This window comes from Thiolinea disciformis DSM 14473, assembly GCF_000371925.1.
Classification (GTDB): domain Bacteria; phylum Pseudomonadota; class Gammaproteobacteria; order Thiotrichales; family Thiotrichaceae; genus Thiolinea; species Thiolinea disciformis.
This window is the reverse complement of the sequence record NZ_AQVE01000001.1, coordinates 137456-158512: the sequence shown is the minus strand read 5'-3', so window position 1 is coordinate 158512 and position 21057 is coordinate 137456. Positions and strand designations below refer to the sequence as shown.

General features: G+C 45.1%; 15 protein-coding genes. 10 read left to right on the top strand and 5 right to left on the bottom strand.

Features of this window, described 5'->3' with window-relative positions; genetic code table 11:
• Positions 1-15 precede the first annotated feature (15 nt).
• The 4 genes from gyrB to dnaA all read right to left on the bottom strand — a co-directional run bounded on the left by gyrB (position 16) and on the right by dnaA (position 6260).
• On the bottom strand, positions 16-2430 hold the full coding sequence (gene gyrB / locus A3IE_RS0100715) for a DNA topoisomerase (ATP-hydrolyzing) subunit B (protein WP_020393648.1): 2415 nt from the start codon (positions 2428-2430) through the stop codon (positions 16-18).
• A gap of 16 nt (positions 2431-2446) precedes the next feature.
• Positions 2447-3550: a DNA replication/repair protein RecF gene (recF, locus tag A3IE_RS0100710; protein WP_020393647.1), complete on the bottom strand. Its 1104-nt coding sequence runs from the start codon at positions 3548-3550 to the stop codon at positions 2447-2449.
• A gap of 9 nt (positions 3551-3559) precedes the next feature.
• The gene (dnaN, locus tag A3IE_RS0100705) at positions 3560-4666 is read right to left on the bottom strand and encodes a DNA polymerase III subunit beta (protein WP_020393646.1); all 1107 of its coding nucleotides are present in this window, start codon (positions 4664-4666) and stop codon (positions 3560-3562) included.
• A 217-nt stretch (positions 4667-4883) separates the two neighbouring features.
• Positions 4884-6260, bottom strand: coding sequence for a chromosomal replication initiator protein DnaA (dnaA, locus tag A3IE_RS0100700; RefSeq protein ID WP_020393645.1), 1377 nt, complete (start codon positions 6258-6260; stop codon positions 4884-4886).
• A 227-nt stretch (positions 6261-6487) separates the two neighbouring features.
• Here dnaA and rpmH point away from each other — a divergent pair, with 227 nt between their 5' ends.
• The 6 genes from rpmH to A3IE_RS0100670 all read left to right on the top strand — a co-directional run bounded on the left by rpmH (position 6488) and on the right by A3IE_RS0100670 (position 11340).
• A complete protein-coding gene (gene rpmH, locus A3IE_RS0100695) occupies positions 6488-6622 on the top strand; it encodes a 50S ribosomal protein L34 (protein ID WP_020393644.1) in 135 nt (44 codons plus the stop codon).
• 9 nt (positions 6623-6631) lie between these two features.
• The gene (gene rnpA / locus A3IE_RS0100690) at positions 6632-7033 is read left to right on the top strand and encodes a ribonuclease P protein component (RefSeq protein ID WP_020393643.1); all 402 of its coding nucleotides are present in this window, start codon (positions 6632-6634) and stop codon (positions 7031-7033) included.
• 24 nt (positions 7034-7057) lie between these two features.
• Positions 7058-8722, top strand: a complete 1665-nt coding sequence (gene yidC / locus A3IE_RS0100685; RefSeq protein WP_020393642.1) for a membrane protein insertase YidC — start codon at positions 7058-7060, stop codon at positions 8720-8722.
• Between the two features lie 13 nt (positions 8723-8735).
• Positions 8736-10070 (top strand): tRNA uridine-5-carboxymethylaminomethyl(34) synthesis GTPase MnmE, encoded by a 1335-nt coding sequence (gene mnmE / locus A3IE_RS0100680; protein ID WP_020393641.1) that lies wholly within the window; start codon positions 8736-8738, stop codon positions 10068-10070.
• Between the two features lie 66 nt (positions 10071-10136).
• Positions 10137-10772, top strand: coding sequence for an MBL fold metallo-hydrolase (locus A3IE_RS0100675; RefSeq protein ID WP_020393640.1), 636 nt, complete (start codon positions 10137-10139; stop codon positions 10770-10772).
• Positions 10756-11340, top strand: coding sequence for a CAP domain-containing protein (locus tag A3IE_RS0100670; RefSeq protein WP_020393639.1), 585 nt, complete (start codon positions 10756-10758; stop codon positions 11338-11340). Before A3IE_RS0100675 ends, A3IE_RS0100670 begins: the two co-directional genes overlap by 17 nt.
• On the opposite strand, the gene A3IE_RS0100665 is transcribed toward A3IE_RS0100670, so the two are convergent.
• Entirely contained in the window at positions 11334-12509 is a 1176-nt protein-coding gene (locus A3IE_RS0100665; RefSeq protein WP_020393638.1) for a ChaN family lipoprotein, read from the bottom strand. The two genes, A3IE_RS0100670 and A3IE_RS0100665, sit on opposite strands and share 7 nt — an antisense overlap.
• A 106-nt stretch (positions 12510-12615) precedes the next feature.
• On the opposite strand from A3IE_RS0100665, the gene A3IE_RS19535 reads away from it, so the two are divergent.
• The 4 genes from A3IE_RS19535 (at position 12616) to A3IE_RS0100645 (ending at position 21057) form a co-directional block, all read left to right on the top strand.
• Positions 12616-14649: a M1 family metallopeptidase gene (locus A3IE_RS19535; RefSeq protein WP_020393637.1), complete on the top strand. Its 2034-nt coding sequence runs from the start codon at positions 12616-12618 to the stop codon at positions 14647-14649.
• A 99-nt stretch (positions 14650-14748) separates the two neighbouring features.
• The gene (locus tag A3IE_RS0100655) at positions 14749-16218 is read left to right on the top strand and encodes a complex I subunit 4 family protein (protein ID WP_020393636.1); all 1470 of its coding nucleotides are present in this window, start codon (positions 14749-14751) and stop codon (positions 16216-16218) included.
• Entirely contained in the window at positions 16218-19505 is a 3288-nt protein-coding gene (locus A3IE_RS19530) for a DUF2309 domain-containing protein (RefSeq protein ID WP_020393635.1), read from the top strand. The genes A3IE_RS0100655 and A3IE_RS19530 overlap by 1 nt, the downstream gene beginning before the upstream one ends.
• The gene (locus A3IE_RS0100645; RefSeq protein WP_020393634.1) at positions 19498-21057 is read left to right on the top strand and encodes a proton-conducting transporter transmembrane domain-containing protein; all 1560 of its coding nucleotides are present in this window, start codon (positions 19498-19500) and stop codon (positions 21055-21057) included. The genes A3IE_RS19530 and A3IE_RS0100645 overlap by 8 nt, the downstream gene beginning before the upstream one ends.

The following is a 21057-nucleotide window of genomic DNA, read 5'->3' as shown; positions in this document are numbered from 1 at the left end:
CACGTGAAACGCCAACTAAATATCTAAATTCTCAACCGCTAGTGCATTACTTTCGATAAAATCACGCCGTGGTTCGACTTGATCCCCCATTAAAGTCGTGAAAATCTCATCTGCACTCACCGCATCTTCAATACGCACCTGCATCAAACGCCGTGCCGCCGGATTCATAGTGGTTTCCCATAGTTGATCAGGGTTCATTTCACCTAAACCTTTGTAGCGGCTAATGGCCAAACCACGATTGGCTTCGTGCATCAACCACGCTTCCACTTGATCAAAGCGATTAACTTCTAATTTACGCTCTCCACGTTGAATATAAGCGCCCGTATTTAATAAACCATCCAATTCTTGGTTCACCTGAAGCAGCATTTTCATTTCGGGTGTTAAGAACAAACTTTGGTCAAATACCAAGGAATGATCCAAACCATGCTGACGGCGTTTCACTTCAATATGCCATTGCTGCTCATCGTTCTTATGCAATTTTTTGCTATAACTACGTTCGCCATTCATCCGCTGGTTTAATTGCGCAACCGCCCGTTTCATCCAACTGGCATAATCATCTGCGCTCAATTGAGTCGGGGATTTTTGCAAAGGCTCAAACAATAGACTTTCCAACAAATCCACATCATAGCGACGCCCTAAACGCTTGATGGTTTGACGTGCGGCATGATATTGACGTAATAAACTTTCTAAAGCCTCCCCACTAATAGGCGGGGAAACACTATCCAAATGCAATTGCGCTCCATCTAAAGCGATTTGCACCAGATAAGCATCCAACTCTAATTTGTCTTTGACATATTGCTCTTGTTTCCCACGCTTCACTTTAAATAGGGGTGGTTGAGCAATGTAAATATGGCCACGCTCAACTAACTCGGGTAATTGGCGATAGAAAAAGGTAAGCAACAAGGTACGAATATGCGAACCATCCACGTCCGCATCGGTCATGATAATAATACGGTGATAACGCAATTTATCGGGATTGTATTCTTCACGCCCAATGCCACAGCCCAGCGCTGTAATCAAGGTACCCACTTCGGCAGAACCAATCATTTTATCGAAACGTGCTTTTTCTACGTTTAGAATCTTACCTTTCAAAGGCAAAATGGCTTGCGTACGACGATCACGTCCTTGTTTTGCAGAGCCGCCCGCTGAATCACCCTCTACTAAGAATAACTCGGATTGCGCCGGATCTTTTTCTTGGCAATCGGCCAATTTACCTGGCAAACCCGCAATATCCAAAGCACCTTTACGACGCGTCATTTCACGGGCTTTACGTGCAGCTTCGCGAGCGCGTGCTGCATCCAACATCTTGCCGGTAATCGCTCGTGCTTCTGCAGGATTTTCCAATAAAAAGTCATTCAAACACTCAGCAACCGCTGCTTCCACAGCGCCTTTCACTTCCGAGGAAACTAGCTTTTCTTTGGTTTGAGATGAGAATTTTGGATCAGGTACTTTAACCGATAAAACGGCCGTTAAACCTTCACGTGCGTCATCGCCAGTTGGCGCGACTTTTTCTTTTTTGGCTAAGCCTTCACGCTCCATGTATTGATTCAGGGTACGTGTTAACGCCGCACGGAAACCGGATAAGTGGGTACCGCCATCCCGTTGAGGAATATTATTGGTGTAGCAGAAAATATTTTCCTGATAGGAATCATTCCATTGTAAGGAAACCTCTACACCAATATTGTCGCGCTCGCCTGAGAAATAAATAATGTTTTGATTTACTGGTGTTTTCATGCGATTTAGATGTTCCACGAAGGCACGAATGCCGCCTTCATATTGGAAAACTTCCTCGCGCCCTTCACCGCGCCGATCAATTAAACGAATCCGCACGCCAGAGTTCAAGAACGATAATTCACGCAAGCGTTTAGCCAAAATATCGTAATGAAATTCGGTTTGGGTAAAAATTTGTGGACTCGGTAAAAAACGCACCGATGTACCAGTTCCTTCCGTATCTCCAATAATTTCCAAGCCCGTTTGTGGGTCACCAAGCTTATACATTTGGCGATAAACTTTATTATTACGGCGAATAGTGAGTTCTAGCTCTTCAGAAAGCGCATTAACTACCGATACACCTACACCGTGTAGACCGCCAGAAACTTTATAGGAGTTATCGTCGAATTTACCGCCTGCGTGTAGAATGGTCATAATCACTTGCGCGGCTGGAATGCCTTCTTCCGCGTGGATATCCACAGGAATGCCACGACCATCATCGGTTACTTTGACTGAGCCGTCGCTAAAAATCTCGACTTTGATTTCTTTACAATGGCCTGCCAACGCTTCATCAATAGAGTTATCCACAACCTCGAACACCATATGGTGCAAACCAGTACCATCATCGGTATCGCCAATGTACATGCCAGGGCGTTTGCGAACCGCTTCGAGTCCTTTTAGAACTTTGATATTACTGGAATCGTATTGTTGTTCGCTCATGACTGTCCTTCAATAATCAATACAAAGCCGTCGCCAGACTAATGTGGCCATGTTCCACATGAAACAAGCGCGTTTGATTTGGTAAAAAATGATCCGGTGGTGGACGAGTGCCAGTAATCATTAATTGTTGTGAAGATTGACTCAACACCTGATACAAGCGCTGCTGATTAAGGCTATCCAATTCGGACGCTAAATCGTCGATCGCTATTATACCGCGTTTTGTGATGTCTTGGGTAATGGCATTACTCTGTGCGAGCAATAAAGCAATCCCCAAGATTTTTAATTGTCCGCGCGATGCCGTACGTGCGGCAGCTTGTTCATCCAAATGAATCATTAAATCGCCACGATGCGCCCCATAGAGACTCACCCCATGACGCAATTCCATATCTTGCTTTTCTTTAAAAAATTGCTCCAAGGTATCAGCATCTACGTTATCCACCTGACTGGGAAAACCGGTGGATAAGTACAGTTGTACACAGCCTAATGGCTCTAATAAAACCGCCAAATTTTTTAGTGATTCCTGTAAAGCCAACAAAGCCTGCTGACGATAACGATTAAACTTTGGCTGAAGCTGAATCAATTCATTCGTCCAATATGGCAAGGCATAACGCTGACTCAATTCACGTAAACAACTATTACGTTGCTTGAGAATACGCTGATACGCACGCCAATCACGGTGAAATTCAGGCTCAGCATAAAAGGCCAACCAATCTAATAAAGCGCGACGTTGCACGGGAGAACCGCCCGCCAGATCAATCGTATCAGGATGAATCACGGTTACCGGCAAATGCCGACTCAATTCCGCTTGTTGATAAATATCCTGATGATTAATACGAATGCGGGTTTGGCGGGTAGTTTTGTGAATACCCAGTGGATAAGTTTGTAAATCATCCGTTTTCACCCGCCCCGCTATTGTAAGCGCAGTGGCATCCTGGCGAATCACCTCCGCTATACGTGGGGTACGAAACGAGCGCCCGCGCGACAAAATACACAAAGCTTCAATCAAACTTGATTTGCCTGACCCATTATCACCACTAAACACATTAAATTGTGGGGATAAGTCCAAGGATACTTGTTGCAAAGCGCGACAATTTTCCACGCTCAAGCTTTCTAACCACACAAGTTTGACCTATAAACGAATCGGCATAATAACGTTACGAATCGCTTCATTCAGTGGATCAGTGACTAAAGCACTACTTTCAGGCGCATTTAATTGCAAGCGTAAGGTGTCATGTTGCAAATGATTTACTGCATCTAATAGATAATTGACATTGAAACCAATATTAAATTCTTCGCCTTGATATAAAATATCTAATTCATCTTGCGCACTTTCTTGCTCAGGATTATTAGATTGCACCACTAAAATATTATCGCGCAAACTTAAACGCACGCCTCGGAATTTCTCATTGGATAAAATAGCAACGCGGGTCAGCATATCTTTAAAAGCTTTCCGATCCACATCCACTTGAATTTGGCCTTTCGCTGGAACGGCAGCTTTATAATCGGGATAACGCCCATCTACTAATTTAGTGGTGAAACGTAATTTTCCAAGTTGCACGCGCAAATGATTTTGACTTAGTTGCACTTGAACTGGCACTTGGCTATCAGCACGTAATAAACGCGAGAGCTCTAAAACACCTTTACGCGGAATAATAACTTGGGTTTCTTTGTCTATTGGCTTATCAAGCTGTGTATAAGTATAAAGCGACAAACGATGCCCATCTGTGGAGACAGTGCGAATGTAATCAGATGTCAACTCCAAAAGCATGCCGTTTAAGTAATAACGCACGTCTTGATTGGCCATCGCAAAAGCAGTGCTTTCCAATAAAGTTTTTAGTTCGGCTTCTGGCAAAACAAGCTCATGCGTTTCGCCAATATCGTCCAAGTCAGGAAAATCGCTAGCTGGTAAAGTGGCTAATTCAAAACGACTACGTCCACAACTGACTATGGCACGTTGCTCTTGTACATCAATCGCAATCAAACTTTCTGCAGGTAGCGCTTTACAGATATCCGCTAGTTTACGAGCGGGCAGGGTAATTTCGCCATCTGTTGAATCAAGCAAAGGCGAGGTGCTAGCAATTTCAAGTTCGAGATCGGTGCCACGCCAATAGCTAGTTTGCTTCGCGATCTTGAGTAATACATTTTCCAAGATTGGAGAGGTATTACGTTTTTCAATAGCACCTAAAGTAGCCTGCAAGTCTTCCAGTAGAGCTTCACGGGTTTGAGTTAGTTTCATAATTCTATATCTTTATATATCTTAATAATCATAATAATAAGGAGCAGTACTTTCTGTGGATAAGTTGATAAAATTTAGCATTATCAGTAGCTTAAAGTATATCATTCCAGTGACTAGACTGTCAGTAAGCACTGGTATATCCTGTGGATGAGTTGTGGATAAGTTTTCATCCACAGTTTATCCACAGGTAATTTCATGACTTATCCACAAGTTATCCCTAGCTGGTCAAAGTACGAATCAATATACGGTAATCTTCCTCAATACGGCTGTCTGATTCCCGTAGTTCTACCACTTTGCGACAAGCGTGTAACACGGTGGTATGATCACGCCCACCAAATTCATTGCCGATTTCAGGCAGGCTATGATTAGTTAATTCCTTGGCCAAAGCCATCGCTACTTGGCGTGGGCGCGCCACTGAGCGTGTGCGGCGCTTGGCATCTAGTTCATTGACACGGATGTTGTAGTGTTTAGCAACGACCTTTTTGATATTAGCAATGGATACCATTTTGTCTTGGCTTGCTAATTGATCGCGCAAAACATCATGCACAAAATCCATCGTTAATTCGTTCGCATGTCTTAAGCGCATACTCGCCATCACGCGTTGTAAAGCACCTTCTAAATCACGAATATTGGATCGGAAATTCTTTGCAATAAAAAAGGCGGCATCTTGCGGTAATAAAACCTCTAGGTCTTCGGCTTTTTTACGCAAAATGGCAACACGCGTTTCTAAATCTGGGGGTTCGACTTGCACCGTTAGTCCCCAATTAAAGCGCGAGCGTAGACGATCATCGATCCCCTCCACATCACGTGGAAAACGATCACTGGCTAAAATAATTTGTTTTTGCCCTTCCAATAAAGCATTAAAAGTATGGAAAAACTCTTCCATCGAACGATCTTTATTGGCGAAGAATTGAATATCATCAATTAATAAGGCATCAACGCTACGATAATGCTGTTTAAATTCTTCAATGCGTGATAAGCGTAAGGCATTTACCATGTCATTAACGAAGCGCTCCGCATAGACATATAAAACGTGAGCTTGGGGATTGCGAGCGACAATACAATTACCGATAGCGTGCATTAAGTGGGTTTTACCTAAACCAACACCACCATAAATAAATAAAGGGTTATAGGAAATACCCGGATTCTCGCCTACTTGTAAGGCTGCAGCACGTGCTAATTGATTCGATTTACCTTCGACGAAATTAACAAAGGTCATTTTTGAATTGAGTGCATTAACAAAACCCTCGCTGGCTGCACTAGACAAGCTAGGAGCAGGCGCCGTGAACGAGCTAAGCTGGTTTGCTGTAGTGGGCGATGGGCTCGGCTCAGCGGGAGGAATGGTGGCGCGTGGTAATGGGCGCGAGCCAATTTGCAACATCACATCAAATTCACGATCGCCTGATAAATTGCGTACATGATTGACAATAGCGGGCAAGTAATGTTCGTGGATATGTTGGAGCACGATAGGATTAGGCGCTAATAAAAACAAGGTATTATCACGCTCAACCGCTTGTAAACTGCGTAGCCAAGTACCAATTTCTTGGCTAGGAAACTCGTGTTCTAATTGAGTCAGGCATTGTTGCCAAAGCATAAAAAAGGCGTCCCGTAAGTAAATGACAGGATTGGTTTGTGTTGAGGTGAAGGGACTGAGTATAGCCTGTGCGCTAAGTTATCCACAAGCAAACTTCCTTTACCCTATGGTTTTTAAGCGCTTGACAAGCGTCGGTTTATCTTTTATTGTGCTGAACCTTTTTGTGAGCTGCCGGATTCGGCTGCTTAGTTAGCCTATTCAATTTTAAATATCGCTGGTGGATCGCCATGAAAAGAACATTTCAACCAAGTAAGTTGCGTCGCGCTCGTGTTCACGGTTTTCGTGCTCGTATGGCTACTGCTGATGGTCGCAAAGTATTAAGTGCTCGCCGTGCGAAAGGCCGGAAACGCCTAATTCCTTAATAGCGGTTTATGCGGGCTGTGGCGTTTTCCTATCCGCGCAGCTATCGAATAACCCGCGCCAGTGAGTTTCAGCGGGTTTTTGAACGAGGCTTACATCGTCGTATCTCTGTGATTGGTTTATTGGTTCGAGTACGTGAAAGCACTTCGGGTCGAGCACGTTTAGGTTTTGCCTTATCAAAACGTAGTTTAAAACGTGCGGTTGATCGTAATCGAGTTAAACGCCTCACACGGGAGAGTTTTCGCCTGCACTATTCCCAATTACCTGCTGTTGATTTTGTTATCTTGTCACAAGCTGAGGTGGCAGGCTTAGATAACACTGCTATACTGCTCCAGCTTGATTTGTTATGGCAGCAAGCGATCAGATTGTATCCCAAACTATCTCCCGCCGCTGTGCCGAGCCAAGCAGACTAAACCCGACTAACGGATTGAGGCTTTATGGATTCTCAACGTCCTTTCCTATATATCACCTTGTTATTCCTTGGCTTTCTGATGTGGACCACTTGGAAACAAGATCATGCACCTGCACCACCCACACCAGTGCAAGTGACCCAAACCACCAATCAGAATAGTGCAGTACCCACTGCCACTGACACTACAACAGCATCGCCTAATACGGCTTTGCCGACTGCTTCGAATGTTGCGGCTGGTCAATTGATTCGTGTTAGAACCGATGTCTTGGACCTCCAAATCAGTACCCGTGGCGGCGATGTGGTGACAGCTGATCTACCTACTTATCCAGTAAGTTTAGATCAAAAAGATAAGCCTGTACGGATTCTTGATTTAACTAACCGTGGCTATGTTGCGCAGTCTGGCTTGGTGCATGGTGCTGTGCAAGGACAGGATGTTTCCCAATTAGCCCCTAGTCACACGGCCGAATATAAGTTCGAAAAAACGGACTATGTTTTAGAAAATGGCCAAAATGAATTAATTGTACCTTTAACATGGACGGGGTCGAATGGCGTTGTGGTGACCAAGGCTTATCGTTTCCAACGTGGACACTTTGAGGTTGAGGTCAATCATTTAGTCAAAAATAATTCTCCAACCACTTGGAGTGCGTTGCAATATAGCCAGCTTCAACACGGCCCTGCTGTGACCAATCGGAATCTTTTAACGAGTGGTGTGCAGGCTTATGAAGGGGGCGCCTACTATTTAGATGATAAATATACCAAACTGCAATACACCAATATTAAGGATTTGGCGGCTGGTACGGCTAAAGCTAATGGAGGTTGGATTGCTATGCTTCAACATTATTTCGTTGGAGCTTGGGTACCTGATCAAACTCAAGAAAATTATTATTATGGTAATGAGTTTAATGAAAATGGCACGGTCTTCTACCGTCTAGGTGTAAAAGGCCCTTTACTCAATGTAGCAGCGGGTGGTGAGGGTGTATTCACCAGCAAATTATGGGTAGGTCCTAAGCTACAGGATGATTTAGAGAAAGTTGCCAAGGGTTTGGATTTAACAGTGGATTACGGTATTTTCGCTGTGGTATCGAAGCCGATTTTTGCGGTGATGAAGTGGATTCATGGCGTAGTAGGTAATTGGGGTTGGACGATTATACTTCTCACTATATTCATTAAATTATTATTCTTCTGGCCGTCCGCAGCGAGCTATCGTTCTATGGCCAAAATGAAAGCAGTTGCACCGCGTTTAAAGGAAATCACCGAACGCTTTGCGAGTGATCCACAAGCCAAGCAAAAAGCAATGATGGATTTGTATAAGAAGGAAAAAATTAACCCGTTGGGCGGTTGTTTGCCGATTTTAATTCAAATTCCTGTCTTTATGGGCTTGTACTGGGTTTTGCTAGAAAGTGTGGAGCTGCGCCAAGCCCCTTGGATTCTGTGGTATAAGGATTTATCCATTAAGGATCCTTTCTATGTGTTGCCATTAATTATGGGTGCAACCATGTTCTTGCAGCAGAAGTTGAATCCGCCTCCAGCCGATCCCATGCAACAGAAGATTTTCCAATTTTTACCGGTCATTTTCACGGTCATGTTCTTATTCTTCCCTGCGGGTTTAGTGCTATATTGGGTAGTCAACAATGCCCTTTCAATTGCACAACAGTGGGTAATCAATAAGAAATTATTGGGACACGTTTAATAGGAAAGGTTCCATGTGGAACACTAACGACACCATCGTGGCTATTGCAACGCCTTTAGGGCGCGGTGGTGTCGGTATTATCCGACTGTCTGGGCCTTCAGTAAGATTGATTGCTGAAGGTATCTTAGGTTCTTTACCCCGCCCCCGTACTGCAATTCACCGCCCTTTTCTCGCAGTAAATCAACAAACCTTAGATGATGGTATTGCGCTTTATTTTCCTGCACCGCATTCCTTTACGGGTGAAGACGTACTGGAATTGCAGGGGCACGGTGGCAGGGTTGTTTTAGATACAGTTTTAAAACGCTGTATTGAATTAGGGGCGCGTTTAGCGCGACCTGGTGAGTTTTCAGAACGTGCTTTCTTAAATGGCAAACTCGACTTAGCCCAAGCCGAAGCCATTGCAGATTTAATTGATGCGAGTTCAGAACAAGCAGCTCGTTCAGCCTTACGCTCCTTGCAAGGCGATTTTTCACAAGCTGTGGATAAGTTGTTAACAACTTTGATTGAGCTACGCATCTATGTCGAAGCAGCCCTTGATTTTCCAGAGGAAGAAATTGACTTTTTAGCAGATGGTGTAGTGGCTGGACGTTTAGCGCAATTACAGCAAACTCTACATGAATTAATGCAAAAAGCGCAGCAAGGCAGTTTATTGCGTGATGGTATGCACTTGGTGATTATTGGCCGCCCCAATGCAGGAAAATCGAGTTTATTAAATGCTTTAGCAGGCCAAGAAACCGCTTTGGTGACACCGATTGCAGGTACTACACGTGACGTCCTACGCGAACAAATTAATCTGGATGGTATGCCTTTACACATTGTCGATACAGCAGGTTTGCGCGCCAGTGAGGATTTAGTGGAGCAATTAGGCATTGAGCGTGCTTGGCAGGAAGTGGATAAGGCCGACTTGATTTTATTACTGGTGGACGATACAGCGCCCCTAGAAACCGGTGATATTATCCAACGTCTACCGCCATCGATACCGCGCTTAGTGGTGCATAATAAAATTGATCTCAGCGGCAAAACTGCCGGTCAGCAAGGCGAACAGTTATATATATCTGCCAAGCAAAACTTAGGTTTGGATGTCTTGCGCGAGGCATTAAAAGCGCGCATGGGATTCCAAGGTGAAAACGAAGGCATATTTATGGCGCGTCGTCGTCATTTACAAGCGTTAAAAGAAACGCAACAAGCCTTAGAAGCCGCCTCTATTCAGCTAAACACTTTTCAAGCGGGTGAATTAATGGCGGAAGAATTACGCGTAGCTCAAGAGGCTTTGGGGCAAATCACCGGCAAATTTACTCCCGATGATTTATTAGGTGAAATTTTTAGTTCGTTCTGTATTGGCAAGTAGTGCTATTCAAACTCGCTAAAGGCTGTTAAATTTTCTGCTCATTAAGTCTATTTTGAGCTATTGATAATGCCTTATCGTTCTATTCCAGTAACGCCATTCGAACAAAACTGTAGCGTTGTTTGGTGCGATGTCACCAAAGAATGCGCGTTTGTTGATCCGGGCGGTGATGTGGATCAGTTGCAGGCTTTCGTAACGCAACAAGGTTTAAAGCCAGTTGCTGTATGGCTGACTCATGGACATTTGGATCATGTTGGCGGGACGTTGCCATTAGCCGAGGCTTATCAGATTCCTATTATTGGCCCGCACGAGGGCGATAAATATTGGTTGGATGCCTTGCCACGCCAATCGCAAATGTTTGGTTTCCCGCCGCACGAGGCATTTACGCCCCATCAATGGCTAAAACACGGCGATACCTTAACCTTAGGGAAACAACGTTTCGAAGTGCGCCATACCCCTGGCCATACGCCTGGCCATGTGGTTTTAATCGATCACAGTGAAAATAGAGTCTTTGCCGGTGATGTGTTATTTTCAGGCAGTATTGGGCGTACTGACTTTCCGGGCGGCAATCATCAGCAATTATTGGACTCGATAACACAACAATTATTCACCTTGGACGATCACGTTACGGTCATCCCTGGCCACGGGCCTAATACCACTATTGGCGAGGAGCGTAGCTATAATCCTTATGTACGCCAGCAATAAGCTTAAATGGCTCGGTATATTACCGTTATTTTTACTGAGTGCTTGTACCAGTACTACACCCGCTGATCGACCCGTGTCGGTAGTGGCGGGCGTAAGCACGCTAAATCCTGAGGAGATGGTACAAGCTCACAATCAAGTACGTGCCATGCTGGGCTTGTCGGAGCTAACTTGGTCTCCCTACTTGGCCAATTATGCGCAAGAATGGGCGGGCAGTTTGGCACAAAATTACGGTTGCCATCTCAAGCATCGCCAAGAATTGGGTCAAGATCGCGAAGCATTTGGTGAAAATTTATATTGGGCAAGCGCACTTATCTGGTCAGATGGTAATCGTGAGCCGAGCCTAGTTAGCTCTAGTGAGGTTGCTCAAGCGTGGTCAGATGAACAAAGTGATTACCGTTATGGGAAAAACACTTGTCGTCGCGGCAAGCAATGCGGACATTACACCCAAATGGTATGGCGCACAACCCGCCAAATAGGTTGTGGTATGGCCTATTGCCCTAATGCTGGTCAAATTTGGGTGTGTAATTATGATCCGCCCGGTAATTGGGTGGGCGAGCGTCCTTATTGAAGCGTTAGTTTAAGCGTTTGCGCACGTTGTTTTTCTGGAGCTGAACGGCGCTCTATACCAATTTGTACTTGTTCGCCAGGGCGATATTGCGCCAATGTCAGAAATAAATCGCTACTACTATCAATCACTTGATCATTAATCCGTGTAATACGGTCGCCTTCTTGTAAACCAGCTTTGGCTGCAGCGCTATTGGGGATTAATTTGCCAATATGCACACCATTTGGTTTTGAATCTAGCCACACACCTAATTTGCTGGTAGGTGGCAGGCTTTGATATTCACTTAAAATAAAATAATCCGCTTGGCCCCGCTGTATATCGCGTGCACTGGTGCTATGAATGGTAAGCATACTTTCTTTGGGCAATTGCCGTTTCACGTCGGCTGGGATACCTGAGCCAAAACTCATATGCCCTTGCCCTGCTAATACCACCATGCGCGTTTGAGGATTTTGTTTAAGAAACTGCACAATATTAGCCGCCATGGTTTCATCCCATACGCGTTGTGCCAAGGCAAAGTTTTTAAAGTGGCTTTCTTCACGCGAATGTTGGGCAAAAACTTGTTTTAAGCGTTGTTGATACGATTCACTCGGTGGCGTAATTTGAGCAGGAATTTGTGCTCGCTCGCTAGGTGTTAATTGACTTAAGCCACTCAAGGCAATTTTACGTGTAATTTCACTCGGTGCATTTAAAGCAAGGACGGGAATTTTGTTAGCTTTGGCGAATTCTAAAATCGGGCGTAACATACGGAAATCATAACGCCAGCGCTCATAATAATCCGTTTGGCGCAATAATTCGTTTTCATTGATCTTACCGGCTAGATACGCATTAACCACGTGTTGGAAGGGCTGCTGAAACCACTCCACACCTAACGCTATATTAGGGTTTTGTTGGTGCATGGCTTTTAAAATCGCCAGTTGATTCAGGTGATGATCGTAACGATCATGAATTTCGCTAACAAATACAATACGTTTGTTTTTTAGTTGTGCACTTAACTCAAGAAAACTTAATTTTTTCTCGCCATTTGAGGCGGGTGGCTGGTAATGCTGGATATAACTCAGTACATCGGCTTGGGTCTGATGTTGTAAGGTTGCCGTGGAAGCTTGAGCAGCGTTGAAAGCGAGCGGGTTCATTAGAGTGAGCACAGTAAGTGCATAACAGCGTATTTTTTTCATAAAAATTCCATAACACTTAAAAAATAATGCAGACTACTGAGTTTTACTAGGCTTCACGCTCTTACGCTAACAGCATACACAATGATCAAGGGAGGCGAACAACGCAATGGATAGAATGCGACAAGGTTTCAGGTATTGGCTATGGCTGTTGTGTGGGTTGCTTTATGCTTTTCCAGTTCTCGCTACTGACAAAGACACCGACTTAATCATTCATCACCAATTACAAGTCACACCTGATCTATCTCTTGGTTCTGTGTCGATTAAGGATAACATCGCGTTCAATGTGCCACCCCATCAAACGTTAGAAGTATCCTTAAATAAGAAGTTCCGTTTAACATCTAAGCAAACGTCACGCATTCAGGGTGATAGGCGCCTTATTGCAGTGGCGCCTAATCAATCGATCACGCTGGAATATGAGGGGCAATTCACCTCAACCCCTGACTGTGATTGGCTCCAGCAAATCTGTGTCATGTTGAGTGAGCGTGGTCTTTACCTCGACCCCAATTTAGCGTGGTATGCACAATTACCAAATGCACGCCATACCTTTACGCTAGCAGTAGATTTGCCGCCGAATTGGCTGAGTATTACTCAGGGCGAGTTGCAAGGGAAAACATGGATTGAGCAACATCCACAAGATGCGATTTATTTGGTCGCTGGCGCCTTTACTTTCTATCAAGCTGGTGCTGCACAAGTTTATTTATTGAATAATAATGAAACGCTAGCGAATCAATATCTAAAAGCGACACAGGAGTATCTTAGCTTTTATACCAATCTATTAGGTGAGTATCCTTATAAAAAATTCGCAACCGTAGAAAGTTTTTGGGAAACAGGTTGGGGAATGCCGTCATTTACTTTGCTTGGCTCAAAAGTTATGCGCCTACCCTTTATTCTGGAGACATCATTACCGCATGAAATTTTGCATAATTGGTGGGGAAATGGTGTTTATACTGATGCCAGTCAGGCGAATTGGAGTGAGGGTTTAACTGCCTATTTAAGTGACTATTATTTAAAAGAATTAAAAGGCTTAGGTGCAGATTATCGGCGCGATGCTTTACAACAATACGCTGCTTTTACGCAAGCTGGTCATGACCTGCCCTTAAATGCTTTTCGCAGCCGTCACGATAATGCAACCCAAGCCGTGGGTTATAGTAAAGCGTTGATGTTGTTTCATAGCCTGCGCTTACAAATCGGCGATGCTTCATTTTTTACTGCACTAAAACAGTTTTATCAAAACTATCGTTTTCGTGCAGCAAGCTTTGACGATCTCCAAAAAATGTTTGAGCGCGTAAGCCAGCAAGATTTAAAAGGGTTATTTGAACAAGGTTTAAACCGTACCGGTGCACCTCAATTGAGCTTAAAGCAAGCAAGCTTGAAGCTAGTAGGTACACAAGTGCAGTTAGGGTTAAGCTTAAAACAACAGGGTGATAAACCTTGGCAAATGCGCGTGCCGATTGTGGCAAGCTTTGCTGATGGACAGCAAAATACCCAATGGTTTCCCGTGTATCAAAGCGAGCAAACCTTAAGCCTGCTGTATGAAAAATTGCCTGTGGCGGTCGCGGTTGATCCTTATTTTGAAGTCTTGCGCTTGCCTAATGCGAGAGAAGTACCAGCGGCCTTGAATGTTTTGTTTAATGATGAACCCAAGTATTTTGTATTGCAGCGCAAATTAACCACAGGCATGGAGTTCGCTTGGGAAGAGTGGGCCGAACAGCTTGCTAAAAACAATCCACAGTCTCGCATCCAATATGATGATGAACCCTTGCCGGAGAGTGGGATTATGGTGTTATTGGGAGGCGATAATGAAGCACTGACGCGTTTGCTCATGCGTGCCAATCAGCCGTTTAAATTGAACGATACGGCTTTTACCTTAAATAGCGAAACTTATATGTGTGGACTGCATTCACTAGGCTTGGCTTTAACGGCAGGTCAGCAACCTGTGATTTTGTTGGATGCGCCCACACCAGAAGCTTTGCAGGTATTAGCACGTAAATTACCGCACTATGGCAAGTATAGTTATGCCATTTTCAATAGTCTAAGTGGTGATAATGTTGCAAAAGGCCAATGGAACGTGACGGACTCGCCGTTGACGCTTACACTACCGACGTTAGAAAAACTTAATAGTCTTCGGCCTATTCCCTAATGAATAGTGGGCTAGTGACTTAGCCCTATTCATCTTACTATCAAGGTTTTGGTACTTTAGGCCAATACATTCGCTGCGGGACAATCAGTCGGGCTTGACATGGATTTTTTAATCGTTTTGCTATTGCTACCTCTCGGTGGCGCCTTATTTATTTTGCTTTGGCCGAATGCCTCACCGCGTTTAATTCGTCTGTTGGCGCTTAGTACTGCGAGCCTAGCTTTATTATTGAGTGTAGTATTAAGCTCAGCCATTGATTTTAATAATCCTGCTGTGCAGTTGTTTAGCAAATATACGTGGAATCCAAGACTTGGTACTTATTTTGTCTTCGGTGTGGATGGTATCTCTTATCCTTTAATTGTATTAACACAGCTCTTAATCCTAATTGCCCTCAGCGTATCGGGTTCCATCAAAGAACGTATTAAAAGTTATTATGTGCTGGTGTTATTACTAGAGTTTGCTACGACAGGCGTTTTTATTAGCCAAGGCTGGGCATTATTTTATGTGTTTTGGGAATTAGTCCTCATCCCCCTATTTTTTCTCATTGATCGTTGGGGAGAATCACAGCGTCAAACGGCCGCATTAAATTTCGTTTTATATACCATGGGTGGCTCAGTATTTATGCTATTGAGTCTATTATTATTATTCGATGCCAATCCTGCGCATTCTTTCTTATTTGATTCTATTAAAACGGCAGCACAAGCGCTACCCGCTAGCGAACAGACCCTCATTTTCTTAGGGCTGTTAATTGGTTTTGGGGTGAAAATGCCTATCTTTCCCCTGCATGGCTGGTTGCCTTTAGCGGATGTAGAAGCGCCAACGCCTGTTGCCATGTTGCTGTCCGGTATTCTAGTGAAAATGGGCGCTTATGGTTTGATTCGTAGCGTAGACATGCTGCCGCAAGCAGCACTGCAATTACAGGGTCTATTAGTCGCTTTAGGTTTGATCGGCATTATTTATGGCGGTTTATTGGCGTGGCGTCAGCAAAATCTTAAGCGCATGGTCGCTTATGCGTCAGTGAGTCATATGGGCGCTGTATTGGTGGGGATTGCCACTTTAAATCACTATGGCTTAACCGGTGCTCTCACGCAAATGTTAGGGCATGGTTTGGTGAGTGCCTTGCTGTTTATGTTGGTGGGATTACTGTATGAGCGTACACAGACTTATAACATTGATGACTATGGCTCGATGTTGGCGACAACGCCTTTGCTGGCTGGTCTGATGGTATTTGCTTTATTAGGCAATGTTGGTATGCCGGGGACGATCGGTTTCGTGGCTGAATTACACACTTTAGTGGGTGGTTTTCAGCGTTGGACTTGGCTTATTGCAATTTTATCGTTAGGAGTTCTGATTTCAGCTACCTATAGTGTGCGTACTGCTAAACGTTTATACACGGGCCCAATGCGTGGGGATTGGAGCACGATGAAAGACCTGAACTTAAGCGAATGTATGGCGGGAATGGCTTTAATGGCAGCAACCCTATGGCTAGGGTTTTATCCCACACTGCTAATAAGTCGTTTGCAAGTCTCAGTGAGTCAGTGGGCTAGCGCTTTTGTCCAAGGAGGCTTGTGATGAAGCATCATCATGATAAAGCGTCCAAGCCATTTGCTGAACGGCTTGAGCATCTATTAGAGCACTTAAATCATGTATTGCCGAATCAAGCACCGATTCGTGATTTCGTCCATCACAATACCCTGCATGGGTTTCAACATTTACCCTTTCCGGATGCCGTGCGCACTGCTTCTGAATTAACCGGCAATCGCGGCTATTGGCCACTGGAAAAATTTCGTGAGCAGTATCAACAGGGGCGGATTACCCAAGCTGATTTGGATACTGTTTTGCAGCAAGCGGACGTAGCGGCGGATCAAGTCATCATAACGCTTAAGGATAAAACGCTGACACGCGCAGATGTTTATCGCGTGGTCTTAAACTATCCGATTCAAGCCATTACACCCCACCAATTGGTTTGGAAGATTGAAGAAGAGCAAGCCTTAGCTGGTTGCCAAGCAGATGTTCCACATGAAACCAAAACACAGTGGTTAAAGCGTGCTATCCAACAAGGTCTGGCGAACGAAGGTGTTGCGATTCAGCAGTTGTGGCAAAGCTGTTTAGAGGTTTTGCATTTCGATCGTGCCTTATCTCATGCTGAGGAGTTGGTGCATGTTGCGCCTGATAGAGCTTCACGCTTATTTGGGCAGACATTAGCCGCAGGCGAAATGAGTTTGAATCCTGTGTTGCATCAATATGCGCGTGAAGTCTTGGATGACCTATTGCATCAAGTTGGGCACAAGATGACCTTGCGTGGTTTGCTGCAAGTCTTGTTGGGGCACGATATTTTGGAGAGTGCGCGCCCCTTATTATTACGCCCATTGTCGTTGTGGCTAGATCAAGGACTGGCACCCAATTCAGCCACTTTACCCACCAAGAGTTTTTATACGTGGTGGAAAATGCAGGCAGCGACCGATTGGAGTGCGAATCTGAATGGTGTGCCAGATTGGATTGAACACCTAGATTCTTTACCTGATGAAGCGAGTGCCACGATTGAGGCTGAGTTACGGCGTTTGGGTATTCCTGAGGCGAATTGGGAAACGTATTTAGAGCACCTTGCCTTAGATTTACCGGGGTGGTCGGGTATGATGTTATGGCGGCATCGCACACCAGCATATCAGCATTTACCCAATGCGGTTGATATGCGCGATTATTTAGCCGTGCGTTTGCTATTGGAGCATATTACGGCACGCCAAGTTTGTCGGGATCAGTGGTTGATTGAGGCGAGCTTGCCGGAGTTACGTGGTTATTTCCTTGACCATCTGGATGAATTTTTGGTGCGTTATGAGCGCTTTAAAGGTGAATTACCCGAGTATCTCATGGTATTGGCACACCAATTATTAGATCGGCAACAAATCGATCTCCACCAACGCGACCATTATGATGCTGCGGCTTGGTTGCATTTAGCACAAATGATTTGGGCGTGGAAACATTCCTCAGTTACTGATGAAGGGGTGAATATTCAAGCGTCCGATCGTGCTTGGCGTTTGTTTCGTTTGGCACAACACTTAGGATTAACAGGTGTAGATATTCAGCAGCTAGGTTCAGAAAAAGTAGCGGAGTTACTGGCTAGTCTTGAGGTAATGGATGAGCAGCAATTAAGCTTTTTGTGGTTGCAGGCGTATGAACTGAATTATCGTAATGCTATTTACAACGCGATTTTACACAATCATCAGAAAGGTACTTGGGCTAATCGTTCGTGTCGGCCACAAGCGCAAGTGATTTGCTGCATGGATGACCGCGAGGAAGGTTTCCGGCGGCATGTGGAAGAATGTGACCCTAGTATTGAAACCTTGGGGGCAGCGGCATTTTTTAATATTCCCATGAATTGGCAAGGTATGGATGATGAGCGCAGTAGTAAGCTTTGCCCTGTGCCCGTCACACCGGTGAATCTGATTCAAGAAAAAGCGCTAGCCGAGTCAGCGACGGCTTTTGCACTTCACCAGAAACGCCGTCATGAGCGTTTAGGTTTCTTTAATGGCCTGCATCAATGGACACGTACGCGTTTGGGCTTGGGGACATTAACGGCGCTCGCCGCAGCGCCAGCTGCTTTAGGGGTAATGGCGGGTAAATCATTTGCGCCATTACGCTTTGGTAGTAGTGTTCAGCGGGCTAAAAAGCGTTTTGAAGGTGTTGTGCCCAGTCGTTTACATCTGACGGCTAGCCACATTGATCCTCAACGCTCTGCTCAGCACAACCAAGTGGGGTTTACGAATGAAGAGCAAGCTCAATTAGTGGGCAATTTCCTCAAGGCGACCGGTCTGACTCAAGGTTTTGCCCCTTTAGTCATTATGTTGGGACATTATTCCACCAACCAGAATAATCCCCATCAAGCTGCTTATGGCTGTGGCGCTTGTAGTGGGCGTTATAGCGGCCCTAATGCGCGTAGTTTTGCGGCCATGGCTAATCGCCCTGAAGTGCGAGAATTATTAGCTGCTGATGCTATTCAGATTCCCAAAGATACATGGTTTATCGGCGGTGAGCATGACACCTGCACCGAAGAAATCCGTTGGCAGGATTTGGATTTAATCCCTAAACGCTTGGAATTAGCGTTTAATGACTTGCAGAAAACCCTATATTTAGCGAGCCAGCATTCCGCCCATGAACGTTGTCGCAAACTAATGTCAGCCCCGCGAAAACCTAGTCTACTCGCAGCAGCGCAGCATGTTGCAGGACGTGGAATGGACTATAGCCAACCGCGCCCTGAGCTGGGTCATGTCACGAATGCGGTAGCATTTGTTGGGCGACGCCATATGAGCCAAAGTCTTTTCTTAGATCGGCGTGCCTTTCTGATTTCTTATGATTGTCATGGTGATAGCGATGGGCGTTTATTGGAAAGCGTTTTGCTCACGACGGCTCCGGTCGGTGCTGGGATCAATTTAGAATACTATTTTTCCACGGTGGACAATGATCGCTACGGTTGTGGCTCGAAAGTCACTCACAATGTAATGGGCTTATTGGGGGTGATGGAGGGTGCCAGTAGTGATTTACGTACTGGCCTACCTAAACAGATGATTGAAATTCACGAGCCTATGCGCTTGCAGGTGGTAATTGAGGCCGACCTTGCCATAGTTGAAGCCGTTTATCAGCGTCAAGCGGTGTTACAAGAGTTAATCGGTAATGGTTGGGTGCTATTAGGGGTAAAGCCTCCTGCTTTACCCGAGATTTATCATTTCTATCCTAAACAAGGTTTTGTACGCTGGATTGGCTCCAGTGAATTAGCACAGTTTGAGCATTCAGTGGATTGGTATCAGGGGGAAAAAGTCCATTTACCGCCGGTGCGCATTGTTTCGGGGGCTGTTCATGTCTAAGTTGGCCTTCATGATTGCGCTGGTTCCCTTATTGCCTTTATTGGCTGCGGCTTGGATTGCCTTAGGGTATATGTTAGGTTGGAATCGAGGCGAAGCGGGTGAGCGTGAAACACATTGGGTGGCGCTCAGTGCTGCCACGGTAGCACCTATCCTGTTAACAGCGACAGGTTTATACACATGGCTCAGTGGGGGTAGCACTAGCTACTGGCTCGGAGCTTGGCTAGATTTAACGCATTTCACGGCGGCTATCAGTTTCCGTCTTGATGCACTCAGCCTTACCGTCGGCGTGTTATTTAGTGTGATTCTGCTATTAGTGACGCGTTTTTCTGTCAATTATCTACATCGTGAAGCTGGTTTCCAACGCTATTTCATGATTCTGTCCTTATTTCACAGTGGCGTTTTGTTAGTAGTATTGGCGGGTGAAGCGCTATTAGCCTTCATTGGTTGGGAGTTAGCAGGCATCAGTTCCTATTTACTAATTGCTTATGCGTGGCAGCGGGATATTGCTACTTACAATGCCACCCGTGCGTTTGTGACCAATCGTATTGGCGATGCGGCCTTCATTTTGGCACTGTTCACTGCTCTAAGTTTTTTAGGGACGACGGATTGGCAGGGTTTATTTGCGGCAGCGCAGCCTGAATCGGATCTTATGATGAGCTTAATCGGCTTTGGCATAACACTAGCAGCCGTGATTAAGTCAGCACAATTTCCTTTTTCCGCGTGGATTACGCGCGCTTTAGAAGGGCCTACTCCCTCCAGTGCGGTATTTTATGGTTCGGTGCTGAGTCATGCGGGCATTTACCTGTTACTGCGTATCAGTCCTTTATTGGAACAAGCCACGCTACTCAGCTACCTGTTATTCACGATGGGCTTGGCAACGGTAGTGTATGGCTGGCTAACAGCACAGGCACAGACCGATATTAAAACTTCTTTAATTCATGCGACTTTGGTGCAAACAGGCTTAATGCTGATCGAGATTGCTTTAGGTTTATATACCTTGGCAACGATTCATTTGGTTTTGCACACCTTATGGCGCACTTATCAGTTTTTACATGCGCCTTCCTTCATGCAGCAAACCACTAAAGCGGTTGAACCACCCCCACTGTGGTTACGCAATAAGACGTGGCTCAATGCAGCGGCCTTACAACGTTTTTGGCTAGATCCTATTGCTGATAGTTTATTAGTGCGTCCCACGCGCAAATTGGCTCAAGAGGCACAACTGTTTGATGAACGTATTATTGAACCTTTAACGGGACAACCTGGTTCCTCTAATTTATTGGCCATTTTATCCAGACGCCCCACCATCGCAGGCTCAATGCCAAGTTTGGAAAGCCAAGTAGGGACAGGTGTTGGCGTATTGGGCGTTTTAATGCAATGGGCTGCTGAAGCTTTAGAGTGGTTTGAAAATCGTTTGGTACTACAAGGCAGTGGCAATGGCCTGTCGCGCTTAACCCGCTTCTTGGGCGCACAAGCCGAATTATTGGATAATTATTTGCGTCAGCCGCGTTATTTGCTGGTATTGATTGCCGCCACGCTGGTCGTGATTCTATAA

Bases quoted from the DNA above. Each gene is read 5' to 3' on its own strand.
- A3IE_RS19530 (WP_020393635.1), top strand. From the start codon at position 16,218: ATGAAGCATCATCATGATAAAGCGTCCAAGCCATTTGCTGAACGGCTT.
- A3IE_RS0100655 (WP_020393636.1), top strand. From the start codon at position 14,749: ATGGATTTTTTAATCGTTTTGCTATTGCTACCTCTCGGTGGCGCCTTA.
- rpmH (WP_020393644.1), top strand. From the start codon at position 6,488: ATGAAAAGAACATTTCAACCAAGTAAGTTGCGTCGCGCTCGTGTTCAC.
- A3IE_RS0100675 (WP_020393640.1), top strand. From the start codon at position 10,137: ATGCCTTATCGTTCTATTCCAGTAACGCCATTCGAACAAAACTGTAGC.
- A3IE_RS0100670 (WP_020393639.1), top strand. From the start codon at position 10,756: ATGTACGCCAGCAATAAGCTTAAATGGCTCGGTATATTACCGTTATTT.
- A3IE_RS19535 (WP_020393637.1), top strand. From the start codon at position 12,616: ATGGATAGAATGCGACAAGGTTTCAGGTATTGGCTATGGCTGTTGTGT.
- dnaA (WP_020393645.1), bottom strand. From the start codon at position 6,260: ATGCTTTGGCAACAATGCCTGACTCAATTAGAACACGAGTTTCCTAGC.
- yidC (WP_020393642.1), top strand. From the start codon at position 7,058: ATGGATTCTCAACGTCCTTTCCTATATATCACCTTGTTATTCCTTGGC.
- dnaN (WP_020393646.1), bottom strand. From the start codon at position 4,666: ATGAAACTAACTCAAACCCGTGAAGCTCTACTGGAAGACTTGCAGGCT.
- A3IE_RS0100665 (WP_020393638.1), bottom strand. From the start codon at position 12,509: ATGAAAAAAATACGCTGTTATGCACTTACTGTGCTCACTCTAATGAAC.
- mnmE (WP_020393641.1), top strand. From the start codon at position 8,736: ATGTGGAACACTAACGACACCATCGTGGCTATTGCAACGCCTTTAGGG.
- gyrB (WP_020393648.1), bottom strand. From the start codon at position 2,430: ATGAGCGAACAACAATACGATTCCAGTAATATCAAAGTTCTAAAAGGA.
- A3IE_RS0100645 (WP_020393634.1), top strand. From the start codon at position 19,498: ATGTCTAAGTTGGCCTTCATGATTGCGCTGGTTCCCTTATTGCCTTTA.
- rnpA (WP_020393643.1), top strand. From the start codon at position 6,632: ATGCGGGCTGTGGCGTTTTCCTATCCGCGCAGCTATCGAATAACCCGC.